At 56.6% G+C, this 20,976-nt stretch carries 20 protein-coding genes; 6 read left to right on the forward strand and 14 right to left on the reverse strand.

All coding sequences use genetic code 11. The annotated features are described in order from the left end of the window. The first annotated feature begins 52 nt into the window (after window positions 1-52). Together KCG39_RS00335 and KCG39_RS00340 are read left to right on the forward strand one after the other, a co-directional pair. Window positions 53-769, forward strand: a complete 717-nt coding sequence (locus KCG39_RS00335; protein WP_004130858.1) for a response regulator transcription factor — start codon at window positions 53-55, stop codon at window positions 767-769. After that, window positions 766-2,238 carry a sensor histidine kinase gene (locus KCG39_RS00340; protein WP_142467776.1) on the forward strand — a complete coding sequence of 491 codons (1,473 nt, stop codon included), beginning with the start codon at window positions 766-768 and terminating at the stop codon, window positions 2,236-2,238. Before KCG39_RS00335 ends, KCG39_RS00340 begins: the two co-directional genes overlap by 4 nt. Before the next feature lie 217 nt (window positions 2,239-2,455). Here KCG39_RS00340 and artJ read toward each other — a convergent pair whose 3' ends face one another. The 6 genes from artJ to KCG39_RS00370 all read right to left on the reverse strand — a co-directional run bounded on the left by artJ (window position 2,456) and on the right by KCG39_RS00370 (window position 6,974). After that, window positions 2,456-3,187 carry an arginine ABC transporter substrate-binding protein ArtJ gene (gene artJ, locus KCG39_RS00345; RefSeq protein ID WP_004130862.1) on the reverse strand — a complete coding sequence of 244 codons (732 nt, stop codon included), beginning with the start codon at window positions 3,185-3,187 and terminating at the stop codon, window positions 2,456-2,458. A gap of 173 nt (window positions 3,188-3,360) precedes the next feature. Beyond that, window positions 3,361-4,029 (reverse strand): arginine ABC transporter permease ArtM, encoded by a 669-nt coding sequence (gene artM, locus KCG39_RS00350; RefSeq protein WP_004130864.1) that lies wholly within the window; start codon window positions 4,027-4,029, stop codon window positions 3,361-3,363. Continuing rightward, window positions 4,029-4,745: an arginine ABC transporter permease ArtQ gene (artQ, locus tag KCG39_RS00355; protein ID WP_049087317.1), complete on the reverse strand. Its 717-nt coding sequence runs from the start codon at window positions 4,743-4,745 to the stop codon at window positions 4,029-4,031. Before artQ ends, artM begins: the two co-directional genes overlap by 1 nt. A gap of 6 nt (window positions 4,746-4,751) precedes the next feature. Beyond that, entirely contained in the window at window positions 4,752-5,483 is a 732-nt protein-coding gene (gene artI / locus KCG39_RS00360; RefSeq protein WP_004130868.1) for an arginine ABC transporter substrate-binding protein ArtI, read from the reverse strand. Window positions 5,484-5,502: 19 nt separating this feature from the next. Beyond that, window positions 5,503-6,231 (reverse strand): arginine ABC transporter ATP-binding protein ArtP, encoded by a 729-nt coding sequence (gene artP / locus KCG39_RS00365; protein WP_032742293.1) that lies wholly within the window; start codon window positions 6,229-6,231, stop codon window positions 5,503-5,505. A gap of 227 nt (window positions 6,232-6,458) precedes the next feature. Then, window positions 6,459-6,974 (reverse strand): lipoprotein, encoded by a 516-nt coding sequence (locus KCG39_RS00370; RefSeq protein WP_004130873.1) that lies wholly within the window; start codon window positions 6,972-6,974, stop codon window positions 6,459-6,461. 117 nt (window positions 6,975-7,091) lie between these two features. On the opposite strand from KCG39_RS00370, the gene KCG39_RS00375 reads away from it, so the two are divergent. After that, the gene (locus KCG39_RS00375; protein ID WP_004100606.1) at window positions 7,092-7,415 is read left to right on the forward strand and encodes a heavy metal-binding domain-containing protein; all 324 of its coding nucleotides are present in this window, start codon (window positions 7,092-7,094) and stop codon (window positions 7,413-7,415) included. Next, window positions 7,412-8,242: an N-acetylmuramoyl-L-alanine amidase gene (locus KCG39_RS00380; protein WP_087830070.1), complete on the forward strand. Its 831-nt coding sequence runs from the start codon at window positions 7,412-7,414 to the stop codon at window positions 8,240-8,242. Before KCG39_RS00375 ends, KCG39_RS00380 begins: the two co-directional genes overlap by 4 nt. Here KCG39_RS00380 and KCG39_RS00385 read toward each other — a convergent pair. From KCG39_RS00385 to poxB, 4 genes are all read right to left on the reverse strand, one after another. After that, the gene (locus tag KCG39_RS00385; RefSeq protein ID WP_004130877.1) at window positions 8,239-9,252 is read right to left on the reverse strand and encodes an NAD-dependent epimerase/dehydratase family protein; all 1,014 of its coding nucleotides are present in this window, start codon (window positions 9,250-9,252) and stop codon (window positions 8,239-8,241) included. The genes KCG39_RS00380 and KCG39_RS00385 overlap by 4 nt on opposite strands. Before the next feature lie 96 nt (window positions 9,253-9,348). Continuing rightward, window positions 9,349-10,782 (reverse strand): DUF2867 domain-containing protein, encoded by a 1,434-nt coding sequence (locus KCG39_RS00390; RefSeq protein ID WP_142446176.1) that lies wholly within the window; start codon window positions 10,780-10,782, stop codon window positions 9,349-9,351. 10 nt (window positions 10,783-10,792) lie between these two features. Beyond that, the gene (gene ltaE / locus KCG39_RS00395; protein WP_142446175.1) at window positions 10,793-11,794 is read right to left on the reverse strand and encodes a low-specificity L-threonine aldolase; all 1,002 of its coding nucleotides are present in this window, start codon (window positions 11,792-11,794) and stop codon (window positions 10,793-10,795) included. 154 nt (window positions 11,795-11,948) lie between these two features. Further along, the gene (gene poxB / locus KCG39_RS00400) at window positions 11,949-13,667 is read right to left on the reverse strand and encodes a ubiquinone-dependent pyruvate dehydrogenase (RefSeq protein WP_211811503.1); all 1,719 of its coding nucleotides are present in this window, start codon (window positions 13,665-13,667) and stop codon (window positions 11,949-11,951) included. Between the two features lie 152 nt (window positions 13,668-13,819). On the opposite strand from poxB, the gene KCG39_RS00405 reads away from it, so the two are divergent. Further along, window positions 13,820-14,254, forward strand: coding sequence for a DoxX family protein (locus KCG39_RS00405; RefSeq protein ID WP_004130883.1), 435 nt, complete (start codon window positions 13,820-13,822; stop codon window positions 14,252-14,254). A gap of 39 nt (window positions 14,255-14,293) precedes the next feature. Here KCG39_RS00405 and hcr read toward each other — a convergent pair whose 3' ends face one another. The 4 genes from hcr to aqpZ form a co-directional block, all read right to left on the reverse strand. Next, window positions 14,294-15,262, reverse strand: a complete 969-nt coding sequence (hcr, locus tag KCG39_RS00410; RefSeq protein WP_049112136.1) for an NADH oxidoreductase — start codon at window positions 15,260-15,262, stop codon at window positions 14,294-14,296. Window positions 15,263-15,273: 11 nt separating this feature from the next. Further along, on the reverse strand, window positions 15,274-16,926 hold the full coding sequence (gene hcp, locus KCG39_RS00415) for a hydroxylamine reductase (protein ID WP_087830133.1): 1,653 nt from the start codon (window positions 16,924-16,926) through the stop codon (window positions 15,274-15,276). A gap of 145 nt (window positions 16,927-17,071) precedes the next feature. Next, window positions 17,072-17,971 (reverse strand): LysO family transporter, encoded by a 900-nt coding sequence (locus KCG39_RS00420; RefSeq protein ID WP_004130891.1) that lies wholly within the window; start codon window positions 17,969-17,971, stop codon window positions 17,072-17,074. 124 nt (window positions 17,972-18,095) lie between these two features. Then, window positions 18,096-18,791, reverse strand: a complete 696-nt coding sequence (aqpZ, locus tag KCG39_RS00425; RefSeq protein ID WP_004130892.1) for an aquaporin Z — start codon at window positions 18,789-18,791, stop codon at window positions 18,096-18,098. Between the two features lie 384 nt (window positions 18,792-19,175). Here aqpZ and KCG39_RS00430 point away from each other — a divergent pair, with 384 nt between their 5' ends. Continuing rightward, the gene (locus KCG39_RS00430) at window positions 19,176-20,834 is read left to right on the forward strand and encodes an ATP-dependent endonuclease (RefSeq protein ID WP_004130893.1); all 1,659 of its coding nucleotides are present in this window, start codon (window positions 19,176-19,178) and stop codon (window positions 20,832-20,834) included. Window positions 20,835-20,976 lie beyond the last annotated feature (142 nt).

Consider the following 20,976-nt stretch of genomic DNA (forward strand, 5'->3'; position numbering starts at 1 on the left):
AAGATCGGGTAAGCTTGGCTAATCAGAACGTAAGAATAGCGGAGTGCTGCCGGTGGCAAAAAAAATCCTGTTGGTTGAAGATGATGAAGATATCGCCGCGCTGCTGCGCCTGAATCTGCTGGATGAGGGCTATCAGATAGTCCACGTGGCAGACGGGGCGCAGGCCCTGCGCCTGCTGGAAAAAGAGCTTTGGGATGCGGTGATCCTCGACCTGATGCTACCGGGCGTCGACGGTCTGGAAATTTGTCGCCGCATTCGTCAGCAAACCCGCTATCTGCCGGTGATTATTATCAGCGCTCGCGCCAGCGAAACCCAGCGGGTACAGGGGCTGGAGATGGGAGCGGATGATTACCTGGCCAAACCGTTTTCGATTCTCGAACTGACCGCCCGGGTTAAAGCGGTGTTCCGTCGTCAGGAGGCGATGGGGCAGAATCTGCTGATGGATGTCGGTCGTATCGTTAGCCATGGTTTAAGCATTGACCCCTTGTCGCGCGAGGTTAAGCTGCGCGGCGAGACGGTGGATCTGACCCCGCGTGAGTTCGATCTGCTCTACTACTTTGCCCGCCATCCGGGGGAGGTCTTTTCCCGTCTTGAGCTGCTCGATCGGGTGTGGGGCTATCAGCACGACGGCTATGAGCATACGGTCAATACCCATATCAACCGCCTGCGTACCAAAATTGAGCGCGACCCGGCGGAGCCGGACATCATTCTGACCGTCTGGGGAAAAGGCTATAAATTTGCCGTGGAGAGCAAAGAGGCGCAGCCATGATCCGTCGTCTCAGCCTCAGCCAGCGCCTGGCGCTGGTGTTTACCTCACTGCTGCTGCTCTGTGCCATAGCCGTTTGTCTGATCCAGCTGTACAGCAGCGCGCAGTACGGCAATGTCATGGTCCAGCGTCTCTCCGCCGGGCTGGCGCAGCAGATCGCCGCCCGCGAGCCGCTGCTGGACGCTCAGGGGCAGGTTGATCGCCGGATGCTGAAGCCGCTTTTTGACCGGCTGATGACCTTTAATCCCAGCGTGGAGCTGTATCTGCTTTCGCCCGACGGCGAGCTGCTGGCCGACGCCGCGCCGCCGGGGCATATTAAGCGTCAGCGCATCGATCTGGCGCCGGTGCAAACGTTCCTGTCCGGCGGCGCCTGGCCGGTTTACGGCGACGATCCGCGCAGCCTTGATAAGCAAAAGGTGTTTAGCGTCGCGCCGCTGCGCCAGGACGGCCAGCTGCGTGGCTATCTCTACATTATCCTGCAGGGTGAAACCTTTAATGAACTGGCGGCGAGCGCCTGGCAGAAAACCTTGTGGAGCCTGCTGCTGTGGACTCTGCTGCTGGTGGCCGTTCTCGGTGGGCTGGCGGGCTGGCTTGCCTGGTTCTGGGTAACGCGCCCGGTGCGTCAGCTCACCGCGCTGGTGGCAACCGACAGCCAGGACAGTATTCATGCGATCAAGGCGCTGGCGGCGCAAACCCCGGAGGCGAACCCCGGAAATGAAGTGGCTGTGCTGCATAATCGCTTTATTGAACTGGCCCGCCAGATTGCCGGGCAGTGGGATCGTCTGGCTGACAGCGATCGTCAGCGGCGGGAATTTGTCGCCAATATCTCCCACGATTTACGCACGCCGCTTACCTCTTTGCTGGGATATCTGGAAACGTTAAGCCTGAAGGCCGATCGCCTGACGATGGAGGAGAATAAGCAGTATCTGAATATCGCCCTACGTCAGGGCAACAAAGTCCGCCATCTGTCTCAGCAGCTTTTTGAGCTGGCTCGCCTGGAGCACGGCGGGATTAAGCTGAAGCCGGAAACCTTCGTACTGGCCGAGCTGGTGCAGGATGTGGCGCAAAAATTCGACCTGCCAATCGCGACGCGCAATATCGGTCTACGGCTGGAGCTGGCCACCGGGCTACCGCCGATAACCGCAGATCTCTCGATGATTGAGCGGGTGCTGACTAATCTGCTCGATAACGCCATTCGCCATACGCCGGAAGGCGGGCTTATCCGCCTGTCGGCGCGTCGCTCAGGACCGGAGTTTATCGTTGAGGTGGCCGATAGCGGGCCGGGCATCGGCAGTGAGCTGCGGGCAACGCTGTTCGAAAGGCCTTCGGTGCTGGAGCCTGGCGCGCAAAGCGCATCACGAGGAGGATTGGGGTTGATGATTGTGCGACGGATGCTGCAGCTCCACGGCGGCGATATTCGCCTGCTTGATGCGCCGGTAGGGGCCTGTTTCCAGTTTACCCTGCCGGTGTAAGGTTGCGGATTGGCCGATTGGGATACCGGTTTACCGCCGTCCGCTAACCGGTAGCCCGGGTAGGGCGTTTACGCCGCAACCCGGGGAATGCACTGGGAGTGATGCTTCGGTGCGGCTGCTTCCCGGGCCGCGCTGCGCTTGACCGGGCTACGGGACCACGGCTGTCTGTAGGCCGGTAGCCCGGACAGGCGCGTGAAGCGCCGCCTTCGGGAAATGCTTACTCCGGGAACCACTGCTTGCTGATTTTGTCGTAAGTGCCGTCGGCTTTAATCGCCTTCAGCGCGGCGTTCAGTTTTTCCAGCAGCGCTTTGTTATCCGGGCGTACCGCAATGCCGAGGCCGGTGCCGAAATACTGCGCGTCGGTCACTTTTGGCGTCGCCGCGCCGAGCTGCGGGTTGGTTTTCAGCCACTCGTTGACCACGGCGGTATCGCCAAACACTCCATCAATACGACCATTTTTCAGGTCGATAAACGCATTCTGGTAGCTATCGTAAGCCACGGTTTTCACCTCAGGATGTTTATCCTGGAGGTATTTCTGGTGCGTGGTGCCGTTTTCCATCCCGATGCGCTTGCCTTTCAGATCGTCAAAAGAGTGGAAGGCATCTTTCTTCGAGATAACCAGCGCGGAGTTGGCGTAGTACGGGTCGGTAAACGCCACCTGCTTGCTGCGCTCAGGGGTAATATCCATACCGGAAATGACCGCATCATATTTCTTAAATTTGAGCGCCGGGATCAGGCTGTCGAAAGCATGGTTGGTAAAAGTACACTCGGCTTGCATCTGTTTGCACAGCGCGTTCGCTAGGTCGATATCGAAACCGGCGATTTGGTTATTGGCGTCCATGGATTCAAACGGTGGGTAAGTTGCGGAAACGCCAAAGCTGATTTTTTCTGCGGCAGCGGCGCCAAAGGCGAAAGAGCTAAGCAGTGCGGCCATAACTAACTTTTTCATTGTGGAACTCCCGTCGGTCAATCTTATGATGTTGTGCCGTGTCTGCGGCTGGGTCTAACAATGCCATCAAATGAATTTGTATTCAATAAAGATGAATGGTTATTTTTATTAATTTAAAAAAAGACGGATAATTCAGTGAACTTATCCGTCTTGGTCTGGCTACTTATGCGATTTTAATTACGTCGCTCAAACGCCAGCGCTTTATGTTCAATCAGGCGCATCAGCAGCGTCAGCAGGCCGTTGACCACCAGGTAGACAATACCGGCGGCGCCGAACACCATCACATCATAGGTACGCCCATAGAGCAGCTGGCTGTGACCCATCACTTCCATCAGGGTAATGGTGTAGGCCAGAGACGTACTCTTGAACACCAGCACCACTTCGTTGGAGTAGGAGGAGAGGGCGCGTTTAAAGGCGTACGGCAGCAGGATCGCCAGGGTATCTTTCTTGCTCATTCCCAGCGCGCCGCAGGATTGCCACTGTCCATCCGGGATGGCGCGAATGGCGCCATGAAACAGCTGCGTGGTATAGGCAGCGCTATTGAGAGAAAGAGCGATCAGCGCGCAGAGCCAGGGCTCGGAAATCAGATGCCAAAGTACCGGGTACTCCTGCAGCGACGGGAACTGTCCCGGGCCGTAGTAAATCAGGAAGATCTGCACCAGCAGCGGCGTGCCGGTAAACAGCGTGATATAGCCGCGCACGATCCACACCAGCACCGGCGTTTTTAGCGTCAGGATAATGGTAAAGATCAGCGACAGAATCAGCGCCACGACGATAGAGGCCGCCGTCAGCGTCAGGCTGGTATGCAGCCCTTTTAGCAGTTCGGGTAAGTAATCAAGCATCAGCCCGGTCTCCGTTCGAAGCGCGTCGCACGCTGGTCAATACGTTTCAGGATGTATTGACTCAACAGGGTGATGACCAGATAGATTGCCGCCGCGATGATATACCAGTTAAACGGCTCCTGGGTACGGGTGGCGATGCTTTTGGTTTGCAGCATCAGGTCGTTGACGCTGATCAGGCTCACCAGCGCGGTATCCTTCAGCAGCACCAGCCACTGGTTACCGAGACCCGGCAGCGCGTGACGCCACATTTGCGGCATCACTAAGCGAAAGAAAATAGCGGCTTTCGATAGTCCCAGCGCCTGGCCGGATTCCCATTGCCCTTGCGGAACAGCCTTTAGCGCTCCGCGCAGGGTCTGCGATGCGTAAGCGGCATACAGCAGAGAAAGCGCGATAGCTCCGCAGAGGAACGGGCTGACGTCAAAATTTTCAATCTGCATCTGTACCGGGATCTGCACAAAGCCGAGATTGATCGTAAAGCCGTCAGAGAGGGTCAGCAGCAGCTGTGAGGAACCAAAATAGATAAACAGAACCACCAGAATTTCCGGTAGTCCGCGTAAAAGGGTGACAATGCCGGTTGCGAGCCAGGCGACCGGGCGCAGCTTCACCGACTCGAGGACGGCAAACAGCATCGCCAGCACCAGGCCGATGATCAGGGCGCAAACGGCAAGGCCGACGGTCATCCCGGCGGCGCTTGCTAATGGAAAAAATTCGTTCATTCAGCGTTACTTCTGGAACCATTTGTTATAGATAGACTGGTAAGTCCCATCGCTTTTTACTTTTTCCAGCGCAGCGTTAAATTTCTGCTGCAGTTCGGTATTGCCCTGGCGTAGCGCAATGCCGAGACCGGTGCCGAAGTAGTCTTTATCGGTAACTTTGTCGCCCACCGCGGCCAGCTTCGGATTGCTCTTCAGCCATTCGGTCACTACGGCGGTATCGCCGAATACCGCGTCAATACGGCCGTTCTGCAGGTCCAGCTTCGCATTCTGGTAGCTGTCGTAAGGAACGGTAGTGATTTCCGGGTGTTTGTCGGTGATGAATTTCTGATGAGTTGTGCCGTTCTGCACGCCGACTTTTTTACCCTTCAGGGCATCAATGCTGGTGAATTTACCCTGCTGGCCGACGAACAGCGCAGAGTTCTCATAGTATGGGGTGGTGAACAGCACCTGCTTTTCACGCTCAGGAGTGATGTCCATCCCGGCCATGACCGCATCGAAACGACGGAACTTCAGGCTGGGGATCAGGCTATCGAAGGCCTGGTTGGTAAAGGTGCAGGTCGCATCAATTTCTTTACACAGGGCATTCGCCAGATCGACGTCAAAGCCGACGATTTTGTTATTGGCATCGATCGATTCAAACGGAGGGTAGGAAGCCTCGGTGGCGAAACGAATGGTCTGGGCTGCGGTAGCGGAGAGGCTCATGCCCGCAAGAAGAGCGGCAATCAGTACTTTTTTCATCGTCATTTCCCCGAAAACATCAATGTGAAAGATAGTTTTTAAACGCGTCGGTCTGCGGATGCGCAAAGCAGCCTGCATCACCTTGTTCAACGATATGGCCATTTTCCATATAGACCACGCGGCTGGCTGTTTTGCGCGCCACTTCCACTTCGTGGGTGACGATAACCTGCGTAATGCCGGTTTCAGCCAGTTCGCGGATAATACTGACGATCTGGGCGGTGATTTCTGGATCGAGCGCTGCCGTGGGTTCATCGAACAGCAGAACCTGCGGTTCCATCATCAGGGCGCGGGCAATGGCCACACGCTGCTGCTGGCCGCCGGAAAGATGCAGCGGGTAGCGATCGCTATAGGGTTTCAGGCGCAGACGTTCGAGCAGCTTTTCAGCGCGGGCTAAAGCCTGATCTTTGCTCAAACCGAGCACGCGGCAGGGAGCTTCAATCAGATTTTGCTGCACGGTCAGATGCGGCCACAGATTGTACTGTTGGAAAACCATACCCACGTTCTGGCGCAGCTCGCGAATGGCTTTGTCAGAAGGCGCTCTGGTAAAGTCGAAATGATTTCCGGCGATATGCAGCGTACCGGAACGCGGCATCTCCAGCAGATTGAGGACGCGCAGCAGCGAGCTTTTACCGGCACCGCTTGGGCCGAGCAGCACCAGCGTTTCCCCCTGCGGGCAATCCAGCGTGATGTCGAACAGCGCCTGGTGCGCGCCGTAGAAGCAATTAATGCCGTTTAATTTAATGCTCATCTGGGCAGTCTGATACATATAGCAATTGAGGCCGCAAATAGTACCTTTGGCAGAATAGTTATGCAATATTTATGCGTTAAAAGTTAAATGTAAACCATGTTTACATTTAAAGTTAGCACAAAATATGGCTTCGTGAAGGTGGGAGAAGTCAATGTCGGCATTACCAGCGGAAATGCCGACATTTTACCGGGGTTATTTCATTCGGCCTGAGCGGACTAGTGCCCAGATTAGCGTTTTTCGAGACTCTGACGCAGGGAGCCCGCCGGCGCATGGGCGTTGTTGCCGAGGTAGCGCACGTCATCCACGGCCCAGCACTGGCCTTCCTGAATCATCAGCACTTCGTCTTTCCAGCTTTGAGTGCCCTGTTTCAGCTCCACGCGCAGGGGAATATTGCGCGCGTCGCGATTAGGGATGGTCGAGGCGCTGGCGACATCGGCACTGTCGGCGGGCGTTGTGCTGCTTGAGAACAGGTTTGACTGCAGCAGGGCGTTGTTAGACGGGTCCTGACGCGCGTCATTCAGCAGTTTTGCCAGACCGTCACTCAGGTACGGACGCAGCGCGGTTAAATCGCTGTTGCGATGCTGCACCTGATAGTCATAAAACTTCTGCGCCACGTCATCCGGGCCGCCTTCGATGCAGGGGCCGCTGCGGGTGCCGTTATCTTTGTAGGCAGGCGTGACGGTAGTACAGGCGCTGAGCGCCAGCGCGCAGGGGAGGACTAATGCAAGAACTTTGTAGCGCATGATGATTTCCTTATGAGCTCACTACGTTAGAATATCTGTACAAGCATAGTGTATCAGATAGGGATTGTGCTTGACCCTGAGAGCTAACGCATTGAACGCTAAAGAAGGAGTTTGAACATGCAATTTTCAACTACGCCAACCCTCGAAGGTCAACCCATCATCGAATACTGCGGCGTCGTCACCGGGGAAGCGATTCTCGGCGCCAACGTATTCCGCGATTTTTTCGCCAGTATCCGCGACATCGTCGGCGGTCGTTCCGGCGCCTATGAAAAGGAGCTGCGTAAAGCCCGTGAAATCGCCTTTGAAGAACTGAGCGAGCAGGCGAAGGCGCTGGGCGCCAATGCGGTGGTCGGCATTGATATTGACTACGAAACCGTCGGTAAAGATAGCAGCATGCTGATGGTCAGCGTTAGCGGCACTGCGGTGAAGACCCGCCGATGAGAATTTGCCGGGCAGGCGTCCTGCTGGCGCTGCTGCTGGCGGGCTGCGCGACGGAAAAGGGCATTATCGATCGCGACGGCTATCAGTTGGATACGCGCCACCCGGCGCAGGCGGCTTATCCGCGCATCAAAGTATTGGTGATCCACTACACCGCCGATGATTTCGACGTTTCGCTGGCGACGCTGACGGATAACCAGGTGAGCTCTCACTACCTGATCCCGGAGATACCGCCGCTGCACGGAGGCAAACCGCGGATCTGGCAGCTGGTGCCGGAAGAGGATCTGGCCTGGCATGCGGGCGTCAGCTTCTGGCGCGGCAGCACGCGTATTAACGATACCTCGATTGGTATTGAGCTGGAGAATCGCGGCTGGCAAAAAACGGCCGGGGGCAAAAGCTTCACGCCGTTTAATCCGGCGCAAATTGACGCTCTGATCCCGTTGGCGAAAGACATTATCGCCCGCTACCATATCGCGCCGCAGAACGTGGTCGCCCATGCGGACATCGCCCCGCAGCGTAAAGACGATCCGGGGCCGCTGTTCCCGTGGCGCAGGCTGGCCGAACAGGGAATTGGCGCATGGCCGGATGCCCGGCGCGTGGCGTTTTATCTGCAGGGGCGCCCGTCATACGAGCCAGTCGACGCCGCAGCGCTGCTGGACGTGCTGTCTCGCTACGGCTATCAGGTGACGCCGGACATGACCCCTGCGCAGCAGAAGCGGGTCATTATGGCTTTCCAGATGCACTTCCGCCCCGAGCGCTGGGACGGGGTTGCTGATGCCCAAACCCTGGCGATAGCCGAAGCGCTGCTGGAAAAGTATGGCCGGGGTTAATAGTGCAGCTTACCGTGGTCCTTCAACCAGGCGGCGGTACGGATAATGCCCTCATCCATCGTGACAACCGGCCGGTAGCCTAGCTCCTGCTGGGCGCGGGAGATATCAAGGGTGAAATCAAAGTTCAGCTTAGAGACGCCGTAGTGGGTAAAGGCGGGCTCTTTAGCTGACTTATTGCCAAAGCGCTCCATGCTGCGGGCAATAATATCCAGCATCGGGTAAGGGACCGAACGGATGCGGCACTTTATTCCCAGCTCATCAATGAGTTTCTGTACGATGCTGTGCAGGGTTTGCGGTTCGCCGTTAGTAATGTTGTACGCGCGGGCCGAGGGCAGGAGGTCGCACTGGGGCTGGCTGGCGAGCCACATCGCGTGTACCGCGTTTTCATAGTAGGTCATATCCACCAGCGCGCTGCCGCCGCGCGGCAACAGAACGCTGCCGTAGTGCTGCATCATTTGCGCCAGCCGTGGGATAAACACTTTATCATGCGGACCAAACAGGCTCTGCGGCCGCAGGATCGTAAAACGGGTATTCGGGTTGGCCTGCGCCAGAAGATGGATCACATCTTCACTTGCCGCTTTGCTGCGGGCGAATTCGTTGGCGAAACGCTGCGGGCGAAAATCTTCCTTAACATCGCGATGATGGTGATAATCAAAATAGAGCGACGGTGAAGAGATGTGCACGAAGTTGCGCACGCCCCAGGCAACCGACCACTCGCCGAGACGGCGAGTCGCGCGGACGTTAGCTAAATCGAAGGCCTGTTGGGTGCCCCACGGCGAGGTAAAGCTGGAACAGTGCCACAGGGTGTCGATACCGGCGAGCATCACTTTGGCCTGTGAAGAGACCAGCTCGGTTAAGTCCGCAGGGACGAACTCTGCGCCCATTTTGCTCAGAAGCTTACCCATCGCTTCGTTTCGCCCGGTCGCTCTGACGCTAATGCCCCTGTTACGCAGATATTCCACCGCGTTGCGGCCCAATCCGCTGGTCGCACCGGTAACCAGTACCTTCATATCGATCCACTGTTAAACAAAAGAATTTCGTGCGCATTTTTCCGTGATTCTGACTGTGATGCAATGAGAATCATGAAAGAATTCTGCACCTATACTCTATTTGATGGTGATTTGCTCCGCCAGGTGCGCGATGCGTCGCGCCATACCGCGAAAAATAAACAGATGCGCCGGGATCATCAGCAGCCAGTAGAAAAGCCCCGGCATACCGTGCGGGTGCCACCAGGCGCGCACGTCCAGCTCGCGATGATCGCCTTTATCGCGCAGGGTAAAGCTCAGGCGGCCAAGGCCGGGCGCTTTCATGCCGAATAACAGCGTCAGCTGCTTTTCCGGTTCGACGATAATTACTTTCCAGCTGTCTACCGCATCGCCGGTTTGCAGATACGCCTTTTCCGGACGACCTTTTGCCAGCCGATGACCGACCAGCAGGTCCATCGCCCCGCGCGTTTTCCACAGAACATTACCGAAGAAATAGCCCTCTTTGCCGCCGATTTGGTTGACCACCTCCCACAGCGCGGCAAGGCTTGCGGAAGTGTTAACGGTATAGCCCGCCTGTTTCGGGTAGTAGCCGTACTCTGGCCGCCAGCGGGCGAAGGCCTGCGCATCGTAGCCCCAGTCGCTGGAGTTCACCAACTGCTCCTCTTCTTTAAGCGTGCGGCGCACCGCCTCATCAAATGCGATAAGCGGTTGAGGAATTAAGGCCCGCAGGGCGCGATCGTCGGCGATCAGATCGTGCTTTAGCCCCTGAATCAGGGCTTTGGCCGTGGTTGGCGGCACCGAGGTAATCATGTTAAGAAACCACACTGAAATCCAGCGGGTCGGGAAAGGGATGGGGATCAGCGGGCGTCGTTTGCCGCTGACCGCCATAAAGCGGATAAACTGCTGCTGATAGCTTAACGTTTCCGGCCCGGCAGCTTCAAATACCCGATGCTCGTGGGACGGATGGTCAAGCAACCGCAGCAGATAGTAGAGCAAATTTTCCAGCGCAATCGGCGTAGTACGCGAACGTACCCAGCGCGGCGGCGTCAGCACCGGCAGGTTGTAAACCATATCGCGCATCACTTCGAAGGCGGCGGAACCGGCGCCGACGATAATGCCGGCGCGAACTTCCGCCACCGGGACGCCCGATTCGCGCAGCAGATCGCCGGTGATCTGGCGAGCGCGCAGATGATCGGATTGCTCCTGCTCCGCCACTTGTAAGGAACTGAGAAAGATGACTTCGTTCACCGGTGTTTCGCGCAGCGCGTCGCGAACGTTGAGCGCGACCTGCCGCTCGTGGCGGATAAAGTCGCCGCCTTCGCCCATCCCATGCACCAGATAGTAAAGAGTGTCAGCCTGCGCCAGCAGGGCGGGTAGCGTGTCCGGCTGGTTTAAATCGAGCGAATAGCACTCGACGCCGGGGAGATGCTGCTTTTTAAGCCTGTCGATATGGCGTGCCGCCGCCAGAACGGTGAAGCCCTGCTCGCTGAGTCGTTTCACCAGATGCTGGCCGATATAACCGCTGGCGCCAAGCACCAGAATTCGCTGCGACACGCCGGACTCCTTAACGGTTTAAAAATGCCTGCCAGTGGTTAACTACCTCGGCGAGCTGCTGACGGTTAACGTCAATATGCGTCACCAGGCGCACGATGGGCGAGGCGTTGATCAGCACCCCGCGTTCGCGCAGATACTCGCCCAGCGCGGCGGCGCGCTCTTCACCAACGCGAACAAACAGCATATTGGTATCATGACGTGTCACCTCGGCGCCAACGGCGCGCAGCTGCTCCGCCATCCACGCGGCGTTGTCGTGATCCTCTTTTAAGCGCGCGACGTTGTTCTGCAAGGCATACAGGCCCGCGGCCGCCAGAATCCCGGCCTGACGCATTCCGCCGCCGACCATTTTCCGCCAGCGGATCGCGCGGCGAATATACTCTTCGCTCCCCACCAGCAGTGAGCCTACCGGCGCGCCGAGACCTTTGGACAGACAGATGGTGAAAGAATCGCAGTATCGGGTGATATCGCGCAGCTCGCAGCCGTAGTCCACGACAGCGTTAAAAATACGCGCGCCGTCCACGTGCAGCCCGAGGCCGCGCTGGCGCGTAAATTCCCAGGCTTCTTTCAGATATTCACGCGGCAGCACTTTGCCGTTATGGGTATTTTCCAGCGATAGCAGGCGGGTGGGCGCGAAATGAATATCGTCCGGTTTGATTTTGGCCGCGACTTTGTCCAGAGGCAGGGAGCCATCCGCTGCGGCGTCGATGGGCTGCGGTTGGATGCTGCCAAGTACGGCCGCGCCGCCGGCTTCATAGAGATAGTTATGCGCGCCCTGGCCGACGATATACTCTTCGCCGCGCTGGCAGTGGCTGAGCAGGGCGACCAGGTTGGCCTGGGTGCCGGTGGGCAAGAAGATCGCGGCTTCTTTGCCCGCCAGCTCGGCGGCAAAGCGCTGGAGTTCGTTAACGGTCGGGTCATCGCCATACACGTCATCCCCAACCGGGGCGGCCATCATGGCTTCCAGCATGGCGCGGCCCGGGCGGGTAACGGTATCACTGCGTAAATCAATCATGTCATATCCTTGTACACTTCATCTTTCGCGCAGCCTCTGCGTTGACTGCACCCTCAAACCCCGGTCACATAGTTATCTATGCTTCCGGGGATTTTCGAGCTTGCCGCCTTGAAGCACCACGAAAGATTTTGTGTATGAATTGAAAAGGATATTTTTACCTTAGCCAGTTGGTTTTCGCCAGTTCAATAACCTCGTCGCCGCGGCCGCTGATAATCGCGCGCAGCATATACAGGCTGAAACCTTTGGCTTGCTCCAGCTTGATTTGCGGCGGCATCGCCAGCTCTTCACTGGCGACGACCACATCCACCAGTACCGGGCCATCGGTAGCGAAAGCGGTTTGCAGCGCTTCATCAACCTCTGACGCGCGCTCAACGCGTATGCCCTTGATACCACACGCTTCGGCGATGCAGGCAAAGTTGGTGGCGTGCAGCTCGGTGCCGTCTGTCAGATAGCCCCCGGCCTTCATCTCCATCGCCACGAAGCCCAGTACGCTATTATTGAAGATAACGATCTTCACCGGCAGCTTCATTTGCGCCAGCGAGAGAAAATCCCCCATCAGCATGCTAAAGCCGCCGTCGCCGCACATTGCCACGACCTGGCGGTCAGGTGCCGTGGCTTTTGCGCCGATGGCCTGCGGCATGGCGTTGGCCATTGAACCATGGTTGAAGGAGCCGAGCAGGCGGCGCTTGCCGTTCATCTGTAGATAGCGCGCGGCCCAGACGGTCGGCGTACCCACGTCACAGGTAAAAATGGCGTCCTCGTCGGCAAAGTGGCTAATGCGCTGCGCCAGATACTGCGGATGAAGCGTTTTGTCGCTGGGCTTGGCCAGATCGTCGAGCCCTTTACGCGCGTCGCGATAGTGTTCCAGCGCTTTATCGAGGAACTTGCGGTCGGTTTTCTCTTCGAGAAGCGGCAGCAGCGCGCTGAGGGTGGATTTGATATCGCCTACCAGCGCCATATCCACTTTACTGTGGGCGCCAATACTGCCGGGATTGATATCAATCTGAATGATTTTGGCATCCGTCGGATAGAAGGCGCGATAGGGGAACTGGGTGCCGAGCAGGACCAGGGTGTCGGTGTTCATCATGGTGTGGAAGCCGGAGGAGAAGCCAATCAACCCGGTCATCCCCACATCATAAGGATTGTCGTATTCAACGTGCTCTTTGCCGCGCAACGCATGAACGATAGGCGCTTTGAGCTTCTCGGCGAACGCCACCAGCTCTTTATGCGCCCCGGCGCAGCCGCTACCGCACATCAGGGCGATGTTGCTGGAATAGCGCAGCAGCTGGGCCAGCTTCTTCAGCTCTTCTTCCGCTGGCGTCACCTGCGGCAGCGGCGCGTGATACCAGTGGCTGCTGGCGCTTTCCGGCGCGGCTTTTAGCGCAACGTCGCCGGGGAGTACCACTACCGAGACGCCGCGGTTAATTACGGCTTTGCGCATGGCGATGGCCAGCACCTGCGGAATTTGTTCCGGGGATGAGACCAGTTCGCAGTAGTGGCTGCATTCGCGGAACAGCTCCTGCGGGTGCGTTTCCTGAAAATAGCCGCTGCCGATTTCGCTGGAAGGAATATGGGCGGCGATAGCCAGAACCGGAACGTGATTGCGGTGGCAGTCGAAAAGGCCGTTAATCAGGTGTAGGTTGCCCGGCCCGCAGGAACCGGCGCAGACCGCCAGTTCGCCGGTAAGCTGGGCCTCCGCTCCGGCGGCAAAGGCGGCCACTTCTTCGTGGCGCGTGGGCATCCAGTCGATGGTCCCCATGCGGTTCAGGCTATCGCTTAAGCCGTTAAGAGAATCCCCGGTTACGCCCCAAATACGTTTAACGCCAGCCTGTTCAAGAGTTTTGGCAATGTATGCCGCCACGGTTTGTTTCATGGTTCTCCATCTCCTTTTTGTGATAACGCTTACAAGCTTAGATGAAACTGCCGGTTACGCTCGCTTTCACCCCTCATTTTCCTCTGGTTTTTTTCAGCGAAAACTCCGCATAATCTGTGCTCACATAAAGTGGTAAACAGGAATCATTTCAAATGGTTAAATCGCTGTTAAATGCTGTTAATAAACTGCTGTCTCATGACGATTTCGGCAAACTCTTGTTACGACTTGCCGTCGGCGGACTGATGCTGTTTCACGGATTACACAAGCTATTTGATGGCGTAGGGGGAATCAGCAATATGCTGGTAGCAAAAGGATTGCCGGGTTTTATCGCTTATGGGGTATTAGTGGGCGAGGTGGTTGCGCCTTGCCTACTGATCCTGGGAATTCTTACCCGTCCGGCGGCGCTGGTGCTGGCTTTTACGATGGTCGTCGCCTGGCTTATGGTCGGCACGGGCAAAACCTTCGCGCTGGATGCGGTCGGCGCGTGGGCGATTGAGAGCCTGGTCTTTTTTTTCGTGGGTGCGCTGGCGGTCGCTTTTTTGGGAGCGGGGCGCTATACCATCGCCGGAAATTCGGCCTGGCGGTAAAGAGAGCCGGATGGCGCTGCGCCATCCGGCAGTTGATGGTTAAGCCAGTACCAGATCCCCCTGCGGATGGCAGGAGCAGGCCAGCACGTAGCCTTCAGCGATTTCCGCATCGGTTAACGTCATGGTACTGCTGACGGTATATTCGCCGGAAACCACTTTCGTTTTGCAGCAGCCGCAGACGCCTGCGCGACAGGCAACGGTAACCGGCACTTTGTTACTTTCCAGCGCCTCGAGCAGCGTGGCGCCGACCGGCGCATAGAACGCTTTCGCCGGCTGCAGTTTGGTGAACTTCAGGCCGCTGGTAGCGGCCTCGGCTACCGGCGTAAAGAACTCCTCTTTGAAGAAGCGAGTCGCGCCCAGCGCTTTCACTTCCTGCTCAACCCACGCCATATACGGCGCCGGGCCGCAGGTCATCACGGTACGCGATGCCAGATCCGGCACGCTTTGCAGCAGTTCAGTCGTTAAACGTCCTGCCACAAAACCGTGGGTGGCGTGATTTTCCGCCACCAGCGTCACCGGATACTGACGCCATTCCTCAGCAAAAATGACATCCTGGGGGGAACGCACGTTAAAAATCACCTGCACATCAGCCTGCGGGCGATATTTCGCCAGCCAGCGACGCATTGACATGATCGGCGTAACGCCGCAGCCAGCAGCCAGCATCAGGAACTTATCTTCAGCCTTATCTTCACAGGTAAATTCACCCATGGCATCGGACAGCCAGATATAGTCGCCGCGCTTCACGTCGCGGGTCAGCCACTGTGAGCCTGCGCCATCGTCAATCCGACGGATGGTCAGCGTGATGTACTCGCTTACTCCCGGCGTCGATGAAATGGTGTAAGCACGCAGCGTCTCCGCTGAATTACGTACGCTGACCAGTGCATACTGCCCGGCACGGTACGGATAATAGTCGTGGCAGAGCAACGAAATTGTCCAGACATCCGGCGTTTCCTGATGGATGTGATGAACCTGCATCCGCCATGGGCACTGATGAGTTGGCAAAGTCATACTTTTACTCCTTACGCGCTCAGCAGCTGCTTCATGTCTTCTTCAACGGTGGTCACCGAACGCAGACCGAATTTCTCGTTGAGAACGGCCAGCAAGTCCGGCGTGAAGAAACCTGGCGCCGTCGGGCCGGTGACGATGTTTTTCACGCCCAGCGAGAGCAGGGTCAGCAGGATGACAATCGCTTTTTGCTCGAACCAGGAAAGGACCAGCGATAGCGGCAGGTCATTGACGCCGCAGCCCAATTTTTCCGCCAGCGTGACCGCCAGGATGATGGCGGAGTAAGCGTCGTTACACTGACCTGCATCGACCAGACGCGGCAGACCTTCGATATCGCCGAAATCCAGTTTGTTGAAACGGTACTTGCCGCAGGCCAGGGTCAGGATCAGGCAGTCATCCGGTACGCTGGTAGCGAAATCGGTGAAGTAGTTACGTTCGCCGCGCGCCCCGTCGCAACCGCCCACCAGGAAGATATGACGCAGTTTTTCACGGCTCACCAGGTCGATCAGCGTATCAGCCGCGCCCAGCAGGGTCTGACGACCGAAGCCAACGGTGATCAGGTGCGGGATCTCGCTGTATGGGAATCCTGCCATTTGCTGCGCCTGGGCGATAACCGGGGCGAAATCTTCGCCTTCCAGATGATTCACGCCCGGCCAGCCGACGATGCTGCGGGTCCAGATACGATCGTCATAGGCGCCGACGGTTGGGTCGATGATGCAGTTTGAGGTCATGACAATCGGGCCAGGGAAGCGGGCGAACTCGACCTGCTGGTTTTGCCAGCCGCTGCCGTAGTTACCGATCAAATGTTTGAATTTACGCAGTTCCGGGTAACCGTGCGCCGGCAGCATTTCACCGTGGGTGTAGACGTTAACCCCGGTACCTTCGGTTTGCTCCAGCAGGTTGTACAGATCTTTCAGGTCATGGCCGGAAATCAGGATGCATTTGCCTTCGGTCGCTTTGACGTTGACCTGAGTCGGGGTGGGATGGCCATATTTGGTGGTCTCGCCGGCGTCCAGGATGCTCATCACCTTAAAGTTCATCTGGCCGATTTCCATCGAACATTCCAGCAGCGCGTTCATATCGGCAGGCCAGGTACCGAGCCACGCCATGATTTTATGGTATTGGGCGTAGATGGCGTTGTCGTACTGACCCAGAACGTGCGCGTGCTCCATATAAGCCGCAGCGCCTTTCAGGCCGTACAGGCACAGCAGGCGCAGGCCGAGAATGTTCTCGCCGATGGCCGCTTTGTCTTTGTTCGGGGTGAATTCCGCCGCCTGGCGCTGCAGGTCGCCCAGATCGTCGCTCGCCAGCTGCAGATCGGCCATCGGGTTGTTAACCGTCGCGTGGGCATCAATGTTCAGGCACTGGGCTTTCAGCGCTTCACGCAGGGTGATGGCCTCGCGGGCGTAGCCAACGATACGCGGGGAGTCGAAGTTAACGTTGGTCAGCGTGGAGAAAAAAGCACGCGGCGCGAAGCTATCGATGTCGTGGTCGATGATGCCGTATTCGCGGGCTTTAAGCGCCCATGCGGAGAGGCCCTGCAAAGAAGCAATCAACAGATCCTGCAGATCGGAGGTTTCGGCCGTTTTCCCGCACATACCCTGCGCGTAAGAGCAGCCGTTCCCTGCCGGGGTACGGATGGTTTGTTCACATTGCACACAAAACATGGTCACACCTTTTTTAAAGTTATATTTAAGATACATGTTTAAGGTTATGCCCGAGCGCGAGAAGAGAAAAGGTATTTCTGATACAACTTACAGGGAGATTGATTTAGCGCAAAATTGGCGGCAGGAGACTACCGCCAGGTAGGTATTAAGCGGAGAAGAAAGCCATCAAGATGGGCACCAGCAGACTGAGAATGAAGCCATGAACGATGGCCGCCGGCACAATCTCCACCCCGCCTGAACGTTGCAGTACCGGCAGTGTAAAGTCCATTGATGTCGCGCCGCAAAGGCCTAGCGCCGTTGAACGGCTGCGGCGCACCAGACCAGGGATAAGCATAATCGCCAGCAGCTCGCGGGCAAGATCGTTAAAGAATGCCGCGCTGCCAATCACCGGGCCATAGGATTCGGTCAGCAGGATCCCGGAGAGTGAATACCAGCCAAAACCGGAGGCCATGGCCAGTCCGGTTTTTAGCGGTAGGTCAAGAATAAAGGCATTGATGACGCCGCCCAGCAATGAACTGACCATCACCACCACCGCGACAATCATGCCGCGACGATTAAGAACGATTTGCCGCAGCGTCATGCCATTATTACGCAGTTGAATACCGATGAGGAACAAAAGGAAAATCAGCGTATATTCGCTGGCCTCGGTGGCGTGTTGTAAAAAAGAGAGACCGCTTAGACCAATCAGGAAGCCAATAAGCACCACGCCGCATAGCTGAAGGGATTCCAGCGCCATTGCCAGACGCGAGGGTAATCTTTCCTGACGATGATGATTTTGCCAGGGCATTTTCTGTTCAAGCCACATCAGGGCGGCAATATTGCACAGCATAATAATAACGACGCTGACCGCCGCATAATGAAGGATCGCCAGGAGATTGCTGGCCAGATTATCCAGGAAGGCCAGGCTAATTCCCATAAAGAAGAGAATAACGTAGACGATCCAGCTCAGAAGTCGCGTAATGAGTTTAAGGGCTGATGGCCGATGAAGAGGAATAAGATAGCCTATGACCAACGGCAGCAGAATGATTAATAGTCCCGAAAACATGAACGACACGATCCTTGCAGAGTGAAAATAGCGTCACTGACACTACCCAAATCGCCGGACTGAGTAAAGTAGTCGAAAAAAAGAAAGGCCCGGCGATACCGGGCCTCAAGAGAATAGTGGGAGCTTAGCTGCGTTTTTCCAGCAGGGTGCGGTAGAGCACGCCGCCGAGAATGCCGCCGATAATCGGCATTACCCAGAATAGCCACAGCTGCTGCAGCGCCCAGCCGCCCTGGAAAATCGCTACCGCGGTGCTACGCGCCGGGTTTACCGACGTGTTGGTGACCGGAATGCTGATCAGGTGAATAAGCGTCAGCGCCAGGCCAATGGCGATAGGGGCGAAGCCGGCAGGGGCGTTTTTATCCGTGGCGCCGTGAATAACCAGCAGGAAGCCACAGGTCAGGACAATCTCAATCACAATGGCGGAAAGCATGGAGAAACCGCCCGGAGAATGTTCGCCATAACCGTTCGATGCGAACCCGCTAGCGGCGGCGTCGAAGCCCGCTTTACCGCTGGCGACAACATACAGAATAGCGGCGGCGATAATACCGCCGACGACCTGGGCGATAATATAACCAATCACCTCTTTGGCCGGGAAACGACCACCCGCCCATAAACCTAAAGTCACCGCCGGGTTAAAATGCCCGCCGGAAATATGGCCAACGGCATAGGCCATGGTTAATACGGTTAAACCGAAGGCCAGCGCGACGCCGGCAAAACCAATTCCCAGCTCCGGGAACGCTGCAGCCAGAACGGCGCTGCCGCAGCCACCGAATACCAGCCAGAATGTACCAAAGCATTCTGCTGCTAATTTTCTAAACATAACCACCTCAATAAAAACGTAAACGAGCACGAGTTTTCGTGCCGGCCTTTATTTTCGCCACAAAGAATGACGACTAGAATAAAGCGACGCTATTCTAGGGACGATCGCTACTCTGGGACCAGTTAAATAAATTGATGTAATTTGATATAGAACAATGCGCTGGGATTCCTTTTTATATGGGAATTTTTAAAAGTGTAGAACAAAAATGATTAAAAAAACGACTTTTGATGATGAATGCGTTTCTCAATTAAGTAAAATATCTCGCATCACATTCCGGCTCTTCACCCCATAGCGATTCATAATACGCCTGTGGTGTCATGTTGATGCTCACCTCGCTATACTGCTGATAACTGAAGGAGATAGTCGCCACCGAGCGGAGGGCATATGCATCTTGAGCGCGTCGAAATAGTCGGTTTTCGCGGCATTAACCGTTTATCGTTGATGCTTGAGCAAAATAACGTGCTGATTGGCGAAAATGCCTGGGGTAAATCCAGCCTGCTGGATGCCCTGACGCTACTCCTGTCGCCGGAGTTTGACCTTTATCATTTTGTTCGGGAAGATTTTTGGTTTCCGCCCGGCGATATTCAGGGGCGCGAGCATCATCTGCATATCATTTTGACCTTCCGTGAAAATGAACCCGGCCGCCATCGGGTACGACGCTATCGCCCTCTCAGCAACTGCTGGGTGCCCTGCGACGACGGCTATCAGCGCGTTTTCTATCGCCTCGAGGGGGAGCTTGCTGATGACGACAGCGTAATGACCCTGCGTAGCTTTATTAATGGTGAAGGGGAAGCGCTGGAGCTTGACGATATTGATGAACTCGCCCGTCACCTGGTGCGGCTGATGCCGGTTCTGCGGCTGCGCGACGCCCGCTTTATGCGACGGATCCACAACGGCACTGTTCCGCATTCGCCGCAGATCGAAATTACCGCGCGCCAGCTTGATTTCCTCTCCCGAGAACTGGTGCATCATCCGCAAAATTTAACCGATGGGCAGATCCGCCAGGGGCTGTCGGCCATGGTGCAATTGCTGGAGCACTATTTTGCCGAGCAGAGCAGCGCACAGTCGCGTCATCGCCTGATGCGCCGTCATTCACATGATGAACAGCGCAGCTGGCGCTACCTGGACATCATTAACAGGATGATCGACAAGCCCGGCGGGCGCAGCCATCGGGTGATTTTATTGGGACTGTTTTCTACGTTGTTGCAGGCGAAAGGTACGGTGAGACTCGATCGCGATGCGCGGCCGCTCTTGTTGATTGAGGACCCGGAAACCCGTCTGCATCCGATTATGCTGTCTGTAGCCTGGCATTTGCTTAATTTACTGCCGCTGCAGCGGGTGACGACGACGAACTCTGGCGAACTGCTGTCATTAACGCCCGTCGAGCACGTTTGCCGGCTGGTGCGCGAATCTTCACGGGTATCTGCCTGGCGGCTGGGTCCCGGCGGGATGAATGCCGAAGACAGCCGGCGCATCGCTTTTCATATTCGCTTTAACCGCGCTTCATCGCTCTTTGCCCGCTGCTGGCTGCTGGTCGAAGGGGAGACCGAAACCTGGGTTATCAACGAGCTGGCTCGCCAGTGCGGCCACCATTTTGATGCAGAAGGGGTGAAGGTGATTGAGTTTGCCCAGTCGGGATTAAAACCGCTTATCAAATTCGCCCGGCGAATGGGTATTGAATGGCACGTGCTGGTGGACGGCGATGAGGCCGGGAAGAAATATGCCGCCACCGTTCGCGGGCTGTTAAATGACGACAAAATGCTTGAGCGCGACCATCTCACCGCGCTACCGGCGATGGATATGGAGCATTTTATGTACCGCCAGGGCTTCGACGATGTTTATCATCGGGTGGCCCAGCTGCCGATGAATATTCCCATGAATATGCGGCGGGTGATCACCAAAGCGATCCACCGTTCGTCAAAACCGGACCTGGCGATTGAAGTGGCGATGGAGGCCGGGCGTCGCGGGGTTGACGCCATTCCGGCGCTGTTGAAAAAAATGTTCTCCCGCGTGCTATGGCTGGCGCGCGGGCGGGCGGATTAGCGCCGACCGCCGTTTACCTCTCTCTGCCGGGAACTCTCCCGGCATGCCTTGATCCGCGCGACCTTCAACTTTGGTTAAACAAAAATTAAGCGCAGCTAAAAATGCGCGTTATTCTATTGCCGCATTTAGATAGAATTGTTGC

The sequence above is a fragment of the Klebsiella pasteurii genome (assembly GCF_018139045.1).
Taxonomy (GTDB): Bacteria; Pseudomonadota; Gammaproteobacteria; order Enterobacterales; family Enterobacteriaceae; genus Klebsiella; species Klebsiella grimontii.

Excerpts from the sequence above, each read along its gene's own strand:
- KCG39_RS00340 (WP_142467776.1), top strand. The coding sequence starts at position 766 with ATGATCCGTCGTCTCAGCCTCAGCCAGCGCCTGGCGCTGGTGTTTACC.
- artJ (WP_004130862.1), bottom strand. The coding sequence starts at position 3,187 with ATGAAAAAGTTAGTTATGGCCGCACTGCTTAGCTCTTTCGCCTTTGGC.
- artM (WP_004130864.1), bottom strand. The coding sequence starts at position 4,029 with ATGCTTGATTACTTACCCGAACTGCTAAAAGGGCTGCATACCAGCCTG.
- artQ (WP_049087317.1), bottom strand. The coding sequence starts at position 4,745 with ATGAACGAATTTTTTCCATTAGCAAGCGCCGCCGGGATGACCGTCGGC.
- artI (WP_004130868.1), bottom strand. The coding sequence starts at position 5,483 with ATGAAAAAAGTACTGATTGCCGCTCTTCTTGCGGGCATGAGCCTCTCC.
- artP (WP_032742293.1), bottom strand. The coding sequence starts at position 6,231 with ATGAGCATTAAATTAAACGGCATTAATTGCTTCTACGGCGCGCACCAG.
- KCG39_RS00370 (WP_004130873.1), bottom strand. The coding sequence starts at position 6,974 with ATGCGCTACAAAGTTCTTGCATTAGTCCTCCCCTGCGCGCTGGCGCTC.
- KCG39_RS00375 (WP_004100606.1), top strand. The coding sequence starts at position 7,092 with ATGCAATTTTCAACTACGCCAACCCTCGAAGGTCAACCCATCATCGAA.
- KCG39_RS00380 (WP_087830070.1), top strand. The coding sequence starts at position 7,412 with ATGAGAATTTGCCGGGCAGGCGTCCTGCTGGCGCTGCTGCTGGCGGGC.
- KCG39_RS00385 (WP_004130877.1), bottom strand. The coding sequence starts at position 9,252 with ATGAAGGTACTGGTTACCGGTGCGACCAGCGGATTGGGCCGCAACGCG.
- ltaE (WP_142446175.1), bottom strand. The coding sequence starts at position 11,794 with ATGATTGATTTACGCAGTGATACCGTTACCCGCCCGGGCCGCGCCATG.
- poxB (WP_211811503.1), bottom strand. The coding sequence starts at position 13,667 with ATGAAACAAACCGTGGCGGCATACATTGCCAAAACTCTTGAACAGGCT.
- KCG39_RS00405 (WP_004130883.1), top strand. The coding sequence starts at position 13,820 with ATGGTTAAATCGCTGTTAAATGCTGTTAATAAACTGCTGTCTCATGAC.
- hcr (WP_049112136.1), bottom strand. The coding sequence starts at position 15,262 with ATGACTTTGCCAACTCATCAGTGCCCATGGCGGATGCAGGTTCATCAC.
- hcp (WP_087830133.1), bottom strand. The coding sequence starts at position 16,926 with ATGTTTTGTGTGCAATGTGAACAAACCATCCGTACCCCGGCAGGGAAC.
- KCG39_RS00420 (WP_004130891.1), bottom strand. The coding sequence starts at position 17,971 with ATGTTTTCGGGACTATTAATCATTCTGCTGCCGTTGGTCATAGGCTAT.
- aqpZ (WP_004130892.1), bottom strand. The coding sequence starts at position 18,791 with ATGTTTAGAAAATTAGCAGCAGAATGCTTTGGTACATTCTGGCTGGTA.
- KCG39_RS00430 (WP_004130893.1), top strand. The coding sequence starts at position 19,176 with ATGCATCTTGAGCGCGTCGAAATAGTCGGTTTTCGCGGCATTAACCGT.